This window comes from Mesorhizobium sp. Cs1299R1N1, from assembly GCF_037179655.1.
Lineage (GTDB): Bacteria > Pseudomonadota > Alphaproteobacteria > Rhizobiales > Rhizobiaceae > Mesorhizobium > Mesorhizobium salmacidum.
In genome coordinates, this window is the sequence record NZ_JAPYKR010000034.1 from 1 (window position 1) to 17,320 (window position 17,320).

Annotated in this window: 7 protein-coding genes and 4 pseudogenes; 6 read left to right on the top strand and 5 right to left on the bottom strand. The window is 57.6% G+C overall.

The window, feature by feature from the left end; genetic code table 11:
- Positions 1–182 (bottom strand): annotated as a pseudogene (locus O7A70_RS32285) (IS110 family transposase); the annotation flags it as partial.
- A 176-nt stretch (positions 183–358) separates the two neighbouring features.
- Here O7A70_RS32285 and O7A70_RS32290 point away from each other — a divergent pair.
- Together O7A70_RS32290 and O7A70_RS32295 are read left to right on the top strand one after the other, a co-directional pair.
- The gene (locus O7A70_RS32290) at positions 359–1,465 is read left to right on the top strand and encodes an IS5 family transposase (RefSeq protein ID WP_337143965.1); all 1,107 of its coding nucleotides are present in this window, start codon (positions 359–361) and stop codon (positions 1,463–1,465) included.
- A complete protein-coding gene (locus tag O7A70_RS32295; protein WP_337143966.1) occupies positions 1,462–1,857 on the top strand; it encodes a hypothetical protein in 396 nt (131 codons plus the stop codon). The genes O7A70_RS32290 and O7A70_RS32295 overlap by 4 nt, the downstream gene beginning before the upstream one ends.
- Before the next feature lie 14 nt (positions 1,858–1,871).
- Here O7A70_RS32295 and O7A70_RS32300 read toward each other — a convergent pair.
- Positions 1,872–2,018 (bottom strand): annotated as a pseudogene (locus O7A70_RS32300) (3-hydroxybutyrate dehydrogenase); the annotation flags it as partial.
- Between the two features lie 248 nt (positions 2,019–2,266).
- Between O7A70_RS32300 and O7A70_RS32305 the strand changes: the two are divergent.
- The 3 genes from O7A70_RS32305 to O7A70_RS32315 all read left to right on the top strand — a co-directional run bounded on the left by O7A70_RS32305 (position 2,267) and on the right by O7A70_RS32315 (position 11,930).
- Complete coding sequence (locus O7A70_RS32305; RefSeq protein WP_337143967.1) at positions 2,267–2,554, top strand: IS66 family transposase zinc-finger binding domain-containing protein; 288 nt, start codon at positions 2,267–2,269, stop codon at positions 2,552–2,554.
- A gap of 404 nt (positions 2,555–2,958) precedes the next feature.
- A complete protein-coding gene (locus O7A70_RS32310; protein ID WP_337143968.1) occupies positions 2,959–10,029 on the top strand; it encodes a non-ribosomal peptide synthetase/type I polyketide synthase in 7,071 nt (2,356 codons plus the stop codon).
- Positions 10,030–10,547: 518 nt separating this feature from the next.
- A complete protein-coding gene (locus O7A70_RS32315; protein WP_337143970.1) occupies positions 10,548–11,930 on the top strand; it encodes an amidohydrolase family protein in 1,383 nt (460 codons plus the stop codon).
- Between the two features lie 247 nt (positions 11,931–12,177).
- Here the strand turns inward: O7A70_RS32315 and istB are convergent.
- Positions 12,178–12,843: pseudogene (gene istB, locus O7A70_RS32320) on the bottom strand (IS21-like element helper ATPase IstB); the annotation flags it as partial.
- Between the two features lie 9 nt (positions 12,844–12,852).
- Positions 12,853–14,358, bottom strand: coding sequence for an IS21 family transposase (istA, locus tag O7A70_RS32325; protein ID WP_442921246.1), 1,506 nt, complete (start codon positions 14,356–14,358; stop codon positions 12,853–12,855).
- Positions 14,359–15,170: 812 nt separating this feature from the next.
- Between istA and O7A70_RS32335 the strand changes: the two are divergent.
- Positions 15,171–15,283, top strand: a pseudogene (locus O7A70_RS32335) (IS5/IS1182 family transposase); the annotation flags it as partial.
- 193 nt (positions 15,284–15,476) lie between these two features.
- On the opposite strand, the gene O7A70_RS32340 reads toward O7A70_RS32335, so the two are convergent.
- On the bottom strand, positions 15,477–16,448 hold the full coding sequence (locus tag O7A70_RS32340) for an AraC family transcriptional regulator (protein ID WP_337143971.1): 972 nt from the start codon (positions 16,446–16,448) through the stop codon (positions 15,477–15,479).
- Positions 16,449–17,320 lie beyond the last annotated feature (872 nt).

Sequence of the window (17,320 nt, forward strand, 5' to 3'; positions counted from 1 at the left end):
GCCGTCAGCGAGCACGCTTCCAGCCCGATGCGCTCCAGCGGCAGATCGAGCTTCCGCAACGCATCGGACAAGGCCTGCGGTTCGCTCGCCGCTCGTGTTTCCTTCACGATCCGACTGCTCTCATCAACGACGCAAATCGCGGTCTCTGCCAAAGATACGTCTAATCCAGCAAAATACTTCATGGCTGCTCCTTCCCGATGTTTGGCGCTCCAAGGCGACCACGTTCTAACATCCCGACAGGAGTAGCCGCCCTCAATCCGGCTCGGGCGAGACCCCAATCACCCCATCTGTTGAAGAAGTCGGTGGCATAGCCGAACCAAGCGTGATTCACTGGTGTCCTTCGGAAGGGACCCACTTGATGCGCGGTTTGGATGAACGGACGGGTTCGCTGTTTTCGTATGTCGACCTTGAAGCTCGGGTCCGGCACGATCATCCTCTTCGAGTGATACGGGAGATCGTGAACGCGGCTCTGGTGGAGATGGATGGGGATTTTGCGGTGCTTTATCGGCCCGGGTTCGGCCGACCATCGATCGCGCCGGAGCGGTTGTTGCGTGCGATGCTGTTGCAGGCCTTCTACGGCATCCGCTCGGAGCGTCAGTTGATGGAGCGGATGGAGTTCGATCTGCTGTTCCGCTGGTTCGTGGGGCTTGGTGTTGACGAGCCAGCCTGGGACCATTCGAGCTTCACCAAGAACCGGGATCGGCTGCTGGAAGGCGAGATCGCGGCGAAGTTCCTGCGCGCGGTGCTGGCGCAGCCTCGGGTGAAGCGGCTGTTGTCGTCAGATCATTTCTCGGTGGACGGAACACTGATCGAGGCTTGGGCTTCGATCAAGAGCTTCCGCCGCAAGGATGGCGGCGACAATGACCCTGATGGAGCGGGCCGTAACGCCGAGCGCGGCTTTCATAAGGAGAAGCGCTCCAACGACACGCACCAGAGCACGAGCGACCCGCAGGCGCGGCTCTACAAGAAGGGTGACGGGCAGCCGGCAAAGCTGTGCTACATGGGACACGCGCTGATGGAGAACCGTCATGGGCTGGCGGTCGATGGCGGCGTCACCCAAGCCACTGGTACAGCCGAACGCGAAGCCACGCTTGCCATGTTGGATCGCAGACCGTCGCGGCGGCGCATCACGCTCGGTGCCGATAAGGCCTATGATGTGCGCCAGTTCGTCAAGGACCTGCGCGAGCGCAAGGTCACGCCGCATATCGCCGTCAATGGCCATCTGAGCAAAAACGGCAAGCCTCGCGTGACGGCGATCGATGGCCGCACGCGCTGTCACACCAGTTATGCGGTCAGCCAGCGCCGCCGCAAGCGGATCGAGGAAGTGTTCGGTTGGATCAAGTCGTCCGCCGGCATGGCCAAGGTCAAGCTGCGAGGATGCGCCCGTGTGGGCGCGGCCTTCACCCTGAACCTGGCGGCCTACAATCTGGTCCGCTTGCCCAAGCTTCTGGCGGCGCCGGCATGAGCATCTCAGGCCGCTGGCGGATTGTAGAAATGCCCGATTATGTCGAGGACTATGCCGACATGATGGAGCCCGCCTACATCGAGTTCGCGGCAGATGGATCTGGCGAATTTGCCTTCGGCTGCGTCACCGGGCAAATCTTCGGCGGGGCCGACAGCAATCATGTCGCTTTCTCCTGGCAAGGCAACGACGAAATGGACGAAGTTCAGGGCGACGGCTGGGCTGAAATCCAGCCGGACGGCTCCGTCATCGGGCAAATCTGCTTCCATGGCGGCATGAAGCAGACTTCATCGCCCGCAAGTGGACTTCTTCAACAGCCTGCTAGCCGCTATATGAAAGCGCTCAAAAGTACGACGTGGATTTCCTCGAATTTTGGCGCTTCAGAAAACCGGTGACTTCTGAGCTTAACTCACGCCATTGAAATGTGGAACCCTTCGCTTGCCAGAAACAATGATAGTGCCGCTATTTGTCCCGCCTTGACGAATTCGCGTGTGGGCTGTGCCTTTAGAAGCGCTTCGTCCTTTACATGCTCTTGCGTCATTGCCCGAGCTCGCGCCGCTGATATTTTTGCGATCAGCTTCGGATCGAAAGAGCCGGCGCGCTCACGCGGATCGAAAGTTCGAGCCATCCCGTCAGCACCGTCTTCTTCGACCCCCCGTTGCGCCGGTTCGCCGCAAGCGATGCACCGAGGCACTTTGCAATAGGCCGACGAACATTGAGCTTTCGCGCCATGCCATTGGAACATGCAGGGGGGCGATGTGGTCGCCGAGTTAAGCGGTGCGCTCGTCCGAGAAGCTGGGCCAGATGCTGCTCGAACTCGAAGATCTCGAGACCGATTTCGCCGCCAGCGTGCCCGATATTGAGTTGCCCATCGTCGCTGACACCGACAAAGGTCCGGGTGTTGCCGGTGCGCAAGCTCAACCCGAACCTGCCGCGCAAGCGGATCGTTCGCGAGCCGTCTTGCGCAGGTTGCCGGGCTGCGGCGGCGATCTGCGCGCCATGGGCGAAGATAGCGACGAGATGCTCGACCTGGTCGCCCAAGCCTGGCAGGTGATCGAGGCCGTTCGACCCAAGTACCGCTGCCGGACCTGAGATAATAATCGTCCAGGCGCTCGTACCCGCCAAAGCCATTGCACGCGGCAAGCTCAGCTATGCCGCGCTCGCCCATATCATGATGGCGAAGTGGGGTTATCATCTGCCGTCTACCGTCAGCCCCAGATGATGGCCGACAGGGCGTTGATACTGAGCGATCCACGCTCGCGCGCAGCCCCGGCTACGCTTGGGACAAATTCGAGCTGAAGTTGTGCGAATCCATTTAAAAAATCATGAGATACCCATAATAGTTGAAGTACTATTTATTATTACAAAATTGCTATAAGATTTGTATCAATTAAGATATCTACACAACAAAATCATTACAATTTATTACCAGAATATTCAATCACATTCCGGAAAAAGTATGTATCTTCTCCGTATTGCAAGTGCTGGAGAAACCAATGAACTACCTCAGCCGTCCGCTCTCGCATGGCCAAACGGGCCTTTGGCTACATCATCAAAAAAGACCAACCGGTAGCGAATACAATCTTCCAGTCGAACTGCGGATAAAGGCACCGTTCGACATTGCTGCCTTGCGGTGCGCGCTCCAATTATTAATCGACCGCCATGAAATGCTGCGCACGACCTTTCACCAGGAAGGTGACCACGTCGTTCAACGCATCTATGAGACAGCCTCTTTGAGCTTTCATGTCGTTCGGCTGCCAGGTGTCGAAGTGGCGGAATTCCACGAATCTGTCGCGACGGAAGCTCGCTCGCCTTTTAACCTGCAAGATGGGCCGGTCTTTCGCGCGCACCTGTTCATCCGCAGTGCCACGGAGGAGATTCTCCTCCTCAACTTCCATCACATCATTTCCGACGGCTACAGTATTCGCACCTTCATGCGCGAGTTCGGCGGGATCTATCAGGCGTGCTGCGGCAACACAGACATGCCGAGTCTGACCACTGCGGCTTCTTACGGGGACTTTGTAACTTGGCAGGAATGCCTCCTTGCCGGCGAGGACGGAGAACGCATGTGGGCCTACTGGCGCAGCCAGTTTGGCCATCATGAACCTGAGCTGGCCCTTCCGACGGACAGACCACGAACTGGGCTTGCCACGCATACCGGATCGTTCTTCTCCCTGGATATCGAGATGCCGCTGGTCACGCGCCTAGAGCGACTGGCCCGCAAAGAAAAAGTGACGCTCGCCACGGTCCTACTCGCTGCCTACTACGTCCTTCTGCATCGCTATGGCGACCAGGACGACATCACCCTCTTCGTGCCACGCCTCGGTCGTCCGGCAGGAAATTTTTCGGAGACCTTCGGCTACTTTGTGACTCTGGGGGCCCTCCGGCAGGATCTTTCCGGAAATCCCACCTTCCTCGACCATTTGCAGCGGGTACGCCACCTGATGCGATGCGCACGCAGTCACGAGTATTTTCCTCTTCCCCTTCTGCTGGAGAAGCTCAAGCTCCCTCCCGCACCTAATCGCAATCCGCTTTCGCAAGCCGTTTTCAACTTCATTCCGGAGGCGGTGAGTTCTCTTGCCTTCCGGCCATGCGACGTCCAGCTCTCCGGCTTGCCTGCGCAAATCCGACTTTGCGAAACCGATATCTGGATCGATCTTGATTTCCGAATTCTGGCCGGAAAAGAAAGCGTCCGCCTTTACGTCGTATACAATGCCGATTTGTGGGATCACAGCACCATCGAGCGGCTGGCGAGGCAATATTGTTCTCTGCTCGAGGGGATTGCCGATGCGCCTGCGCGACGGATAGGCAACTATAGCTTTCTTACGCCAGAAGAAGAGCATCAGCTTCTGCATGGTTGGAACGATACGGCCGCACCTTTTCCATCCGACATTTGCTTGCAGAACCTCATTGAAGCGCAGGTTGCCACTTACCCAGACAATATCGCTGTCAGCTGCCCATCGGAGGCGCTCAGCTATGCCGTACTTGAGCAAAGGGCAAACAGGCTTGCCCGTCACTTGATTTCAAGGGGCGTCCGCCTTGGAGACGTGATCGGCGTCCTCCTTGAGCGTTCGTGCGATCTAATTGTCGGCTTTCTAGCGGTCTTAAAGGCGGGGGCCGTCTATCTTCCTCTTGATTCGAGACTCCCAGGCCAGCGCCTGCGCTTCATGTTGCGGGACGCTGGCGCCACGACGATCATCAGCAAAACGGAGCTTAGAGAACAGACGATCGGGAAAGCCCTGTCAGGGCTAAACATTGAAGGTGCGAGGGGATGCGCGGTGGTTCTCCTCGACAAGGACCACACCGAAATTGCTCTGCATGAAGTTACGCGTCCGCACTGCCCCGCCGGTCCGTCCGATTTGGCTTACATCATCTATACGTCTGGTTCTACGGGTCAGCCGAAAGGCGTGATGATTGAACATCGCAGCGTCTGCAACATGGCGGAAGATCTAAAACACACCTATCAGCTGGGGCCGGATAGTCGAGTATTGCAGTTCGCTTCCTGCGGATTTGATGCATCGCTGTTTGATTTCATGTTGGCCTTATCTTCTGGCGGCCAATTGTGCCTGGCTCCCCCGTCAGCATCGCTGCCCGGGGCAGAACTTGTCGAGTTCATGCATCGTGAGCGCATCACTGCGGCCGGTCTTACACCGACAGCATGGAACTCTTTGCCGTCGACCGATCTTCCTGATCTCACTGTTATCAAGTCAGGTGGAGAGCCTATGCCTTCCAGCCTCATTGAGCGCTGGGGTCAAAAGCGCCGTATCTTCAATTCCTATGGGCCCACCGAAACGACCGTTTATTCCATAAGGACCCAAGTGGAAGCCGGACGGCAAAAACCAGCCATTGGGCGCCCCGCCATCAATACCAAGGCTTACATCCTCGATCGCTATGGGAACCCGGCACCGGTTGGCGCAATCGGTGAACTTTACATCGGGGGCGTCGGTGTAGCTCGTGGCTACATCAATCGAGATGAACTCACGCGCGAGCTTTTCCAGCCAAACCCGTTCGAAGATAAGCCGAAATCGATGCTCTATAGGACTGGGGATCGGGTCCGCTACCGGTCGGACGGCACGATTGAGTTTCTGGGTAGAAAGGACGGACAGATCAAAATCCGCGGCATGCGGGTCGAGCTTGCTGAAATTGAGCAGTGCCTCATGGGGCACGAAAACGTGAAAGCATGCTGCGTTGCGCTGACAAACGGCCCCGACGAAAACGAGGGCTTGATAGCCTATCTGGTGATGCAACGGGAGAGTTCGGAGGGTACCGATGAGCTACAGACTTTATTGCGCGCCGCGCTGCCTGGCTACATGATTCCTTCGCAGTTCGTGTTTCTCCCGCAACTGCCGACCAATCGTAGCGGCAAAATCGATCGGCACGCTCTTCCACACCCGAGAATCGTCTCGAAATGGAAAGTAGCAAGTTTACCAACCGGCACATTTCAGAAGGCGTTGGCTGAGATATGGAAGGACGTGCTGAAGCTAGACTCGGTCGATATTGACGACAACTTCTTCGACGTTGGCGGGCATTCCATGGCCGTCGTCCAAGTTCAGGCGCGTATCTACGATCGCTTGGGTATTGATTGCAAGATCCTGGATGTGTTCGAGCACCCCACCATAAGAACGCTCGCTGCGCACTTGGCCGCAATTCGAGCCGTTCCTGACGCCGCTGAAGATTCTAAGAAATCAATCGGTTCGGCCGCAAGTGCAAAGGAGCCTAAACAGGACAAAAATGCTGTTGCGATCATCGGGATGGCGGGGAGGTTCCCAGGGGCGGAGAACGTTGATCAATTCTGGAACAATCTGCTCGGTGGCGTAGAGTCCATTTCAGATCTGGATGAACAGACATTGTGTGAAGCTGGCGTCGATCCCCACATTTTTGGCAAGCCCAACTATGTGAGACGCGAAGCCGTTATCGGCGGAGTTGATCTGTTTGACGCAGCGTTTTTCGGCATATCGCCTAAGGAAGCAGCGTGGATGGATCCGCAACAGCGGATGTTGCTGGAAACGGCGTATCAAGCGCTCGACCATGCGGGATACGGATCGCGCGAGACCGCAGAAGGCCATGTCGGCGTCTTTGCTGGCGTGGGGGCCAACCACTATCTCGCTGAACGCGAAGCGGGCCGCAACCTGCTGGATTCAGAGAAGTTGCAGATCCGCATTCTTAACGGCCCCGATTTCACGGCGACCCGCATCGCCTATAAGCTCAACTTAACCGGCCCGTGCGTGTCAGTGCAGACGGCCTGCTCCACTTCCCTCGTTGCAGTCCACCTCGCATGCCAGAGCCTGCGCAGCAATGAGTGCGACCTGGCGCTCGCGGGGGGTGCATCGATTTCCCTGCCCCAGGGAAAAGGTTATCTCCATCAACAAGGCCACATCTTGTCCCCTGACGGCCACTGCCGTGCGTTCGATGCTAGAGCGCAAGGAACGGTGAGAGGCAGTGGAACTGCGGTCGTCGTTCTCAAGCGGCTGAGCGATGCCTGTAGAGACGGCGACTACATTTGGGCAGTCATAAGGGGGACCGCCATCAACAATGATGGCGCCGCTAAGGTGGGGTTCACCGCTCCCAGCACCGACGGACAGGCTGCGGTGATCCAAGCTGCCCTCACCGATGCCGAGGTCTCTGCGGATACCATTGGTTATGTGGAGGCGCATGGTACGGGAACCTATCTTGGAGACCCCATCGAAATCTCGGGCCTGACCAAGGCCTTCGGTTCCCACACAGCAAGGAAACAATTCTGCGCAATAGGTTCGGTCAAGACCAACATCGGCCATCTCGACGCCGCAGCGGGTGTAACTGGATTGATCAAGCTCGCCATAATGCTGAACAAGGCCGTCATTCCCGCTAGCCTCCATCTCGATAAGCCCAACCCAAACATCAACTTTCAGGAGAGCCCGGTGTTCGTAAACAAGACTTGCACCCCTTGGCCCATAGGTGGGGAGCCACGGCGCGGAGGGGTCAGTTCATTTGGCATTGGTGGCACGAATGCGCATATGATTCTCGAAGAGGCTCCGCCGCGAACCGATGGTCAAGGCGATCGCAGGCTGCACGTGTTTCCAGTATCGGGGGCAAGCAGGCTGGCACTGGCTGAAATGCTCCGACAACTGGCCGGCTTTATTCGCCGACATGATGTTCGGCACAGCGCAGCAAATATCGCATATACCATGCAAAACGGTCGAGCCGCCCTCAGATATCGTACAAGTTTCGTCGGCTCCGATCTGGCGGAACTAGCCGACCAACTTGATCAGGAGGCACTGAATGCGGGTGCGTCGAGAGAGGCGTCAAGGAGTGAACACCGTATCGTGTTCATGTTCTCCGGCCAGGGCGGGCAGCAGATCGGAATCGGCCGGGAGCTTTATCAAGAAGAGCCGGTATTCCGCAGCGCCATCGACGAATGCGCAAAGTGGCTTAACGAGTTCGCACATGTTGATTTCCGGCCCCTGCTCTATAGGAAAGGCAAATCCGATGGCGCGCTTGAGACTCAGCTTGAAGCCGTCATACAGCCCGTCATCTTCGCCACGCAATATGCAATGGCGAAGCTCTTCATCTCGTGGGGCATTTTCCCTGCAGCTGTGATCGGCCATAGCATTGGAGAATATGCCGCCGCTCAATTTGCGGGCATGATCTCGTTACCCGACGCCATTCGACTGACATTTATAAGGGGACAGCTAACGTCGCGTGTGCCCGCCGGTGGCATTGTTGCGGTCGGGCGGTCGCCCGAAGAGCTCCAGCCTCACTGGAACGAAAGCCTTTCGTTGGCGGCAATAAACGGGCCGCATCAGTGCATCGTTTCGGGGGCTGCATCCGAGATCGCAGCGTTTCAACAGCGATTGGAGGCGAATTCCGTTGCGAGCAAACGAGTACGTGCAAGTCATGCTGTGCATTCATCGCTGCTCGATCCAATCCTGCCGGAGTTTGGGATTCATGCAGGACAAGTCGAGTTGCACGCCCCGCAGCTACCTTTCATGTCAACGGTGCTCGGTGACTGGGTTGAGGGGGACCTTCCGCTTGACGGTAGTTATTGGGTCCGTAATCTGCGAGAGACGGTGAATTTTCATCTGGCTTTCGATCGGCTAGTTCAATCGGGCCACGAGTTGTCCATTGAGATAGGCCCTGGCGCAGCCCTGACCAGACATTCGAGACAGTTCAAGCCAAAGAACAACCTGCGCGGGCCCCTCGCGTTTGCAGCGTTGCCAGGAGGCGATAATGGGCAAGGTGATCACGCGAGGCTGTTACAGACGCTGGGCAAGCTTTGGACCTGTGGCGTTTGCGTCGATTGGTGTGGCCTGCACGACCATCACCCCCCACAGCGCACCCCCCTACCCCCTTACCCCTTTGATCGCAAGCGATACTGGCTCGATGTGGTCGGCACCAACGAGCGGGAAAAAAGTGCGGATTTGAATCAACCTAATGCTGCAGCCACATCCGTCGATCACCCGGCTGGGAACGAAGAAGCTCGTGGTCCGATTATGGTTAAGATGTCTGGCGAGGTAGCTTTGGACCACCAAATTGCGGTGGTTTATCGGGACATTTTGGGCTTGGATGACGTTGCTCTGACCGACAGCTTCTTTGATCTTGGTGGCGATTCGTTGAGCGCCTTAAGCGTCATCAACCGCATCGAGCAGCTCACGGGAGAGAGATTGGCTGTCTCCGTCCTGTTGGAATACGAGACACCAAGAGGGCTAGCGATAGCCCTGTCGAAGACACGTGAAAGCGCGCGTCCGAAGGCATTGGTGCCGATACAAACCGGCGGTTCGCGGAGGCCTCTATTTTGCCCCCACCCGTTTGGCGGACATGTGCTCCTCTATACGCCTCTTGCTAAAGCACTGGGCGCGGAGCAACCGCTCTTCGGCCTGCAGGCGCGCGGGCTGGACGGCGACGCAAGACCTCACCTGAGCATCCCGGAGATGGCGCGGGAATATGTTGAGGCCATTAAGAGCGCACAGCCACTAGGCCCCTATCAGCTGGTCGGCTTATCGATGGGCGGCAGCATTGCCTGGGAAATGGCCTGTCAACTGCGCGATACTGGTGATGAGATAGCAATACTTGGGCTGCTCGATGCTAAGGCACTTCACAAGCCTGAAGAGGACACAAGCGGCCGCTATCATCGCCTGCTCGGCAACAACCCCATTCCTGACTGGCTGAGCGAGCCAGTGGTCATATTGAGCACGCTTTTTCCGACTCTGAATAAACATTGGCGAAAGCTGAAATCCATCAAGAGTGAGCGTCAGGTCACTGCCTTGCTCGAATTTGGGACACAAGCAGGCAACGTCCCCGACATCAGTGACACGCAGCTCGACCGTATCCTGGCGGTAGCCGAGGCAAATAAAATTGCGCTGCATGATTATACGCCTCGGCCCAACGACAGCAGGTCCGTTCTTTTTGCGGCCAAGAAAGGATTGCGCATATCCACCAATCACCCTGATGGCGATCTTGGGTGGAAGCAATTCGCGCGAGGCCATCTGGAAATTCACGAGGTGCCGGGTGACCATTACACGATGGTTGCTCCGCCGCATGTGAACGTCCTGGCTAAGAAGCTTAATGAATATCTCAATCGAAATGACTAAGCGACTGCACCGGCAGCATCTGGGCCAAATGATTTGAGCACTGTGAACGGCTCCGGTCCAAGCTGCCTCAGGCGGAGACGGCAGCTCAAGCTATCTGGTGAGTGTATTGTTTCGGAACGTTATAAGTGATCAAGAGATGATTTCGGTCTTTATAGAACGGTCTGGCATTCGGCGGCACGAATTACAGGTACGATCCGATAACAACTCGACTCCCGCGTACGTAGGACGTTGTCGATTCAATTCTCTGCAATGGGCGGAGACTCAGTTGAAAGCCAAAACTGTGCCAGTTCGATCAGCTAGGACGGAGCATCTTGAAGCCGTGGTTTTTCGTTTTGCAAAGGGAGCACTGAATGCGTTAGCGCCGGCGGGAGCATTTGCTCTTCGATCCTGCGCGTTCGAACTGGACGTTGCTGTCGGGAGAACAGGCGCATATGGCGTTATCCATCTTTTCGCTCCGAGTGACTTGTGAATCGATAGGCGGAACCGATGAGAGTAGTTACCACCAAGGAGGTTATGGCATGCACAAGGAGACCGTCGATACGCTGATCTTCAACGGGGACATCTTCACTGGGGACAGAAGTCAGCCACACTATCGACCCGGTGCGATTGCGATACAGGATGGCGCCCTTGTTGGCGTGGGCCAGGAGTTGCAGATTCTCTCCGCTTATCAGGCCTCCCGCACGATCGACGCGGGGGGAGCTTTGGTGCATCCCGGTTTCGTTGAAACGCACCTGCACATGACAGGTATGGCCTATCATGGCGCGCCGTTCTCACCCCAGAGCGGCGCCAAGACGAAGCTGAACTACGCCGTACTCAAGGCTGCAACCAACCCGATAGTCACTTCAGCGTACACCGCAGCGGCTGCCTGTTCAATGTTGCAGCGGGGGTTCACGCTCTTCTTCGAGCCAGGAACAATTTTTGAGACGGATGCCTTCGCCGAGTCGATGACGAAATGTGGAGTGCGTGCAATGGTGTCGGCGCCATTCGGTTGGGATGATTTATCGTCATTCGACGAAATTTTTCCGGAGTTGCATAATGACGCGGTTGTTAAACGTGCCCCTGCTGATGCAGAGCGCGTGATTGATCAATGCAAACGCGAGATCGCTCGAAATGAGGATGAAAACGCCTTGGTGCGTGGGTACGTATGTCTGTATGGAGAGGGCACAGCCACGGATGACCTTACGCGTGAAGCGGCTAAATTGGCTGCAGAATCTACCGTCATACTTTGGCAGCATCAATCATTCCTTCCCGAATTCGTTAGAGATGAAAGAAGAAAGCGGGGTGACTCCGGTGCTGTTCGCATGCAGAGGCTAGGTGCGTTAGCCCCTAATACTACGCTCGCTCACATGAATGTTCTTGATGAAGCGGACATCGAACTTATCATTTCAGAAAAGCCGGGTCTCTCGTGGTGCCCCAACAACGCGCTCGGCTATCGAGTGACACCCCCGAGCAAATGTTGGTTCCCGTATCTGTACAAAAATGGGGTGAGTATCTCGTTAGGCGTCGACACCATAATGATCCATCCGATTGGAATCGCCGGTCTTCTAAGTCTTTACCTCTCCGCATCGTTCGGGGAACGATTGGATGACGCTGATCCATTTTATATGCAAACAATTGACGCGGCCAACAATCTGGGCCTCGGCGACAGGCTTGGCAGTTTAACGGTCGGCAAGCGGGCGGACGTGGTGATAAGGGAGGCGCGCGACATCACCCATCTGTCCTGGCGTGATGATATGGGAACCCTGTTATCGCTCTCCTCTTCGATGATCCCGGTCGATACTGTCATCGTCGACGGCAAGGTCGTGATGGAAAAAGGCCGCCTCATCACAATGGATCAGGACGCGATTCTAGCCGAGGCAATGCGCCAGCGCGATCTTCTGGCTGCCAGCCTGTCTACCTGAGCTTCAAATGCGATTTGAAACAAGAGAAATCAGCACTAGGTGTAGCGCGACGATTATGGAGACCGGTCGGCGTCGATTATGATGGCCGGTAGGAGGCCGTGCCGCGTGGTGTGATTTGGCTGTCACGAGGGCTGTGGATCTGGCAACGGCTCAGCGACAATTACGGGAGTTCTAATTGTCGCTGAGCGGTGTGTTGGCGTGGTTTGACGCCGGTCGAGTGGCGATGGGTAATTGTCGCCAGCGACAATTACACCAACGCCGCGCAGTTGTTCGGCGCGTCTGGTGTGTCGCTGGCGCCTTCCATGGCCGAGATGCGAGCGACGGCGGACCGCTTGCGGTACCTTTCGCCCTTCATTTCGATGATGGTGGCGTGGTGAACAAGGCGGTCGATCGCGGCGACGGTCATAGCGGGATCTGGAAAAACGTCAGACCAGGCGGAAAAAGGCTGATTGGCGGTGATCGCGATCGAGTGACGCTCATATCGGTGAGCGATGAGCTCGAACAGAGCGCTGGTTTCGACTTGGTCCTTCCGGACATAGGACATGTCGTCGAGGACGATGAGATCATATTTGTCGAGCTTGTCGAGCATCGAAGAAAGACTGAGCTCGCGCCACGCGACCTGGAGTCTCTGGACCATATCGGTGGTGTTGCAGAACAGGACACGGCGCCCGGCGTCGATAAGAGCATGGCCGATAGCGGCGATGGCGTGGGTCTTGCCGGTGCCGGACTGGCCGAAGAGAAGAAGGTTACCGCCGCTTTCGATCCAGCCTTCGCCGGTCGCGAGCGACAGCAGGTGAGGCTTGTGGATGCCCGCGGCCACGTCGAAGTCGAACGTGCCGAAGGTCTTTCCGGCCGGCAGGCCGGACTGGTCGCGATGGCGCTGGATACGCCGTGAGGTGCGCTCGGCCATCTCGTCTGCTCATCACAGCACCTGTCCGCTGGCCAGAAGGCGGTTGTATCCGACGAAATCGGGCGGTGGGATGGTGACGTGGTCACGGGCACGCATAGCGGGCAGGAACTCGCTCTTCAGTCCTGCGATTTCGGGGAGCTCGTTGGCATCGAGGAAAGCCTCGATGCGCCGGGCCAGGGCCTCGATGCAGTTGCCGTTGGCGGCGATATCGAGGAGAGCGACCATGGTGCGGCAGGCCTGTCGGGCGTCGAGTGCGGCATCGAGCGTGTGCCATGCTCGGGCATAGGCATGAGAGGGAAACAAGGCGTCTCGATAGACCATGTAGCGCAGCGCCTGAGGCTTGCGCTTCAGGTTCGCGACGAAGTGCCGGAAATCGATACTGTGCCCCCGGCCAGGATGGCTGACGCGGATCCGGTTGGTGGTCATCACCCGGTCCGGCCCGAGGAAGAGGTCGATACGGTCGTCAAACAGATGAGCGTGGAGGCGCCGGCCGATGAGGCGCGACGGTACCGAATAGATGACTCGGTCGATGCTGATCGTACTGTTGCGCGTGACGTCCGCGCTGACCAGGGTGAAATCGGTCGTTCTCCGGGGCGGCAGCGGCTCGAGAAGGCGGCGCTCTTCCTCGAAAAGCTTAGCCCGGCGCCGATTCTGCTTGGCAACCTCCTTCTCGACGAAGCGACGATAGTCCTCGATGCTGGCGAAATCGCGGCTGCCCCGGCGGCGCAGAGCCTGGTCGAGGCGCCGCTTCAGGTGGCCATTGGGAGCTTCGATTGAACCGTTCTCATGGGCGACACCTTTGTTGTTGCGCGTCGGCGTCATGCCATAATGGCGGCACAGCGCTTCATAGTTGCGGGTGACATCGCACTGGGCGTCGGCATTGAGGTTCTTGTAGGCGGCCGATAACGAGTCGCTGCGGTGTTCCGCCGGCACACCACCCAGCTTCCACAGGGCATCCTGCAAATGTTCCGACAAGGCGGTGAAGCTCTCTCCGCCGAGCACGACCGCTGCATGTTCCCAACCGCTGCAGGCGAGGCGGAAATGGAAGAGGCGATGGCCGAAGCACTCGCCGCCGATGGTGATGCGCAGATCGTCACAGACGGTGAAGTCCGACAGCCCCTGTCGGCCGATCGCGTGATGCTGCGCGAAGATGATCTCCTTCTCGCCCCCGTTCAGCGCCCGCCACCGGGCAATCCGGCGCTCAAGGGTTCGTCTCACGCCGTCGGGAAAGGCATCCTCCCCGAACTCGTCCTGCACGGTCTCGAAGATGGTAACGGACAGGATGCCATCGATCTTGAGCAGCTCTTCTACGCGCGGCCACACCTGTTCGAGAGGGTCTGGCCGGGTTCGCCAGTGGCGCTTGCGGTTCTGCTGGGATGGCAGGCGCGGATCCTTGTCGATCCGACGTGCACTACGTTCGCTGATACCAGCCTTGGCGGCCGCAACGGCCTGGCTGTGGTGACGACGCTGAGACATGTAACGATGTACCTGTTGATCGGTGATGTGGAGGCCAGGCATCGGTCCCTATCGCTGCTATGTTCGATTAGGTGTTCCGATACCACCACCCGGCACCGCCTGATCAGAGTCCCCCGCTGGGGATTCTCTCATCGCCGCCGCGCGTCAAGTCCGCTCTCCGGTCGGGGCTACGCCTCCTGTCTGAGAATATCCGTGGATGTTGCATTCCACCGCTCAGACTGGAGATCGCCCGTCGGCGGAGAGGAGCCCTCTGCGCCGACGGGCGATCGAGGACACGAGGGCCCGCGATTTGTCGCCGGCAATGCAGCGTTCGCCAAGTTTAGCCGGTATTTCGGCCGGGCACCGGACCGGCTCGACCTGGAAGATGTTCGCCCGTCCAACAGCTGTTCCTCCACTGGCTCGCTGCCACATTCGACCTTCGACCCTTCGACCCAGGAGGGCTGCGCTTCTTCCTTCTTCGGCGATCTCGCCACACTCGCCCATCACAGCCACTTCGCAGGCCATTTCGGTCAGCGTGGCTGGTCAAACTGGGTCGTCTATGCCAAGAGGCCCTTCGGCAGCCCCGCCCAAATCTTTGCCTTTGCTTATCTCTGCCGCCACACCCACCGGTCGCCGTCGCCAACAGCCGCCTCGTGTCCTGCACCAGGACCATGTCTCCGCTGCAACGGCCCCGCCAAGGTCATGCGGCTGGCCCAGACGAGTTCATCCGGTGCCACCCGACGCGGCGACCAGGCGACCACTGATCCGCTTCTCCATCTGCCCGATCATGACCGGCGCCGTCACTGATAGAAGACGATACGCCCAGATCGGGCGCGTGAACGCCATCATCCCAACGCTACCTGCCCTGGCTCCCCGCCTACGACTCGGATGCTGCGCCAGAGGGATTGCCGAGAAGGGTGCGGTCGCTGTGATCCCCTCCCGATCGCTCAAACATCCGCTTGACAAGCACCTATACGCACGCCGCTATGGGGGCCATTTAGGAACTGATCCAGAGCACATGCCCAGTTCGCACCGCCGCTACGCGGAATGGTCGCCGGAGCGCTTCCGGCGCTGGGCTCACTCGATCGGTCCACAGACCTAGGGGCTCGTCATCGCCATAACATGCCGCGGCGTTGGATTCCGCGCGGCATGTCCCTACGTCCGCTTCCCTTTATGCCATACTATCGACTAGCAGCATTCCGCACTTCTGTCGGGGTTCGACCAAAATAGCGTCTGAAGGCCGTGCAGAAATTGGACGCATGATGATAGCCCACTTCATAGCTGACCGACTTTAGAGGCAAGCCCGTTGTCACAAGCAAATGGTGCGCCTTCTTCATTTGCAACTGCAGTTTGAAATCTGAGAGTGAAATATCGATTTCTTGCTGAAATTCTACGGAAAATGTGCTGGCCGGCAGATCCACCCGCCGGGCAAGCTCGGCCGCCGAGGGAACGTCCCTTAAATTTGTCTCGATGATCTGCCGCGCTTGCTGCAGCTTTGCCTGCACGGTGTTTAGCCGCTCGGCGTGCGGCGAAGACATTAGGGCGTCAATTCCAAGACACAAAAGCTCATTGACTTTGTTCATCAAAATATCGGGGAACAGGGCTGGGTGCACCCTCGGCGATAATATGAAGCGCGCCGCCTGCTCCATCTCGATTGTCAGAGGCCGCTCAAGCCACATCGGTTTGCTCTCACAGATCGGTAGCAAACGCTGAATCTCCGGCACCTGTCTTAGGAGTTTGCTGACCACTTGGGGCGGCGTATGAGGCCAGAAACCAATCACGACCGCGGTTTCGCGGTCCTTCGTCATCCACGTGCTCTTCTTTGTGGCGCCGCTGGGCAGATAGTGGACGCTGAACGATGGGCCATTGAGATGGCGTTTTCCTAGACCGGAAATATCAACGATCCGCTGGCCATTGAGATGGAAGACAAATGCCAGCCGACCAAATCCGTGCTCCTGGTCCACAAAACCCTGACTGACCTCGATCCGCTTGGTGGTGACAAGGCATTCCGGAGAGGCGATGAACGCATCTTCATATCCGCGCGCGACGGACTGTGGAGGGACAATGCGATGAGCGATCGGAAGTCCAATCGGATGGGCGCCAACCGGCACGAAGGAGCGTCCTTCGCCAAGCTGTCGAAGGAGGCTATGCACGACGCGTCTTCTGGATTTGACGCTCGCTTTCGAAAGCCCCTGCAATCTCGCCTGGGATAAACTCCAATTTGTGGAGAGTTACGAAAACCAACCACCAATCCTCACGCGAAGATATCAGCATGGCTTTCCAATCCGCTCATTTTTGTAACTTTTGTGACAAAGATGTAGCATTTCTATTAAATTATTGCAAGCCAGATCATGTTCAGCCAGATCATGCTCTGGAGCGTCGGCGTCATATTGGGGCGGCGGGAGTCTTGCGAAACTTTCACCGCCGAGATTGCCGAAGGCTCCAACTCCTGAGGAGAAGGAGCCACGAGCGCGCGGGTTCAATGGTAAGGAACCGGGCGAGCATGCCTCAGAGATGAAGACGATCTGCTCGATGAGCGTCCGCATGCTGCTGCACCGGCAAGGATGGGGGTCAACCCGACGCGAATCTGTTGCCTTTACAAGGAGATGGGTCTCCAGCTCCGGTGCAGGACGCCGAAGCGGCTAGTGGTTCTCAATCTGACATAAGAGTTCGGCTCGGGATTTCCTTTCGCGGGTGCGAATGCGAGTTTGGCGCATGCGCACAGGAATATCCCTCACCGTTTCGCCTATTGATCGCGCGCTTTTTCCGTTCGGTGCGCCCCCACAGCGATCCCGGATCGCATTGGCGAGCCCCATGCGCGTGGCATGTGTCATCTTCGTCTTCATGATCCCTCCCTCATGGTGAGGGCATCGTGGCGGAATTCGCCTTCGATGGTAACGGTAGTGTGCTGAGAGTTCTGCAAATTCGCTGAGAGTGGGCGGTCATGGCAGGCTGGTGATGTTCAACGTCACCTGATTCCCGCGAAGGAACGCCACCATGACCAAGACAGAGGGTAAATCCGCCA

Coding starts and splice junctions, on each gene's coding strand:
- O7A70_RS32290 (WP_337143965.1), top strand. CDS start 359: ATGCGCGGTTTGGATGAACGGACGGGTTCGCTGTTTTCGTATGTCGAC.
- O7A70_RS32295 (WP_337143966.1), top strand. CDS start 1,462: ATGAGCATCTCAGGCCGCTGGCGGATTGTAGAAATGCCCGATTATGTC.
- O7A70_RS32305 (WP_337143967.1), top strand. CDS start 2,267: ATGCTGCTCGAACTCGAAGATCTCGAGACCGATTTCGCCGCCAGCGTG.
- O7A70_RS32310 (WP_337143968.1), top strand. CDS start 2,959: ATGAACTACCTCAGCCGTCCGCTCTCGCATGGCCAAACGGGCCTTTGG.
- O7A70_RS32315 (WP_337143970.1), top strand. CDS start 10,548: ATGCACAAGGAGACCGTCGATACGCTGATCTTCAACGGGGACATCTTC.
- istA (WP_442921246.1), bottom strand. CDS start 14,358: ATGCCTGGCCTCCACATCACCGATCAACAGGTACATCGTTACATGTCT.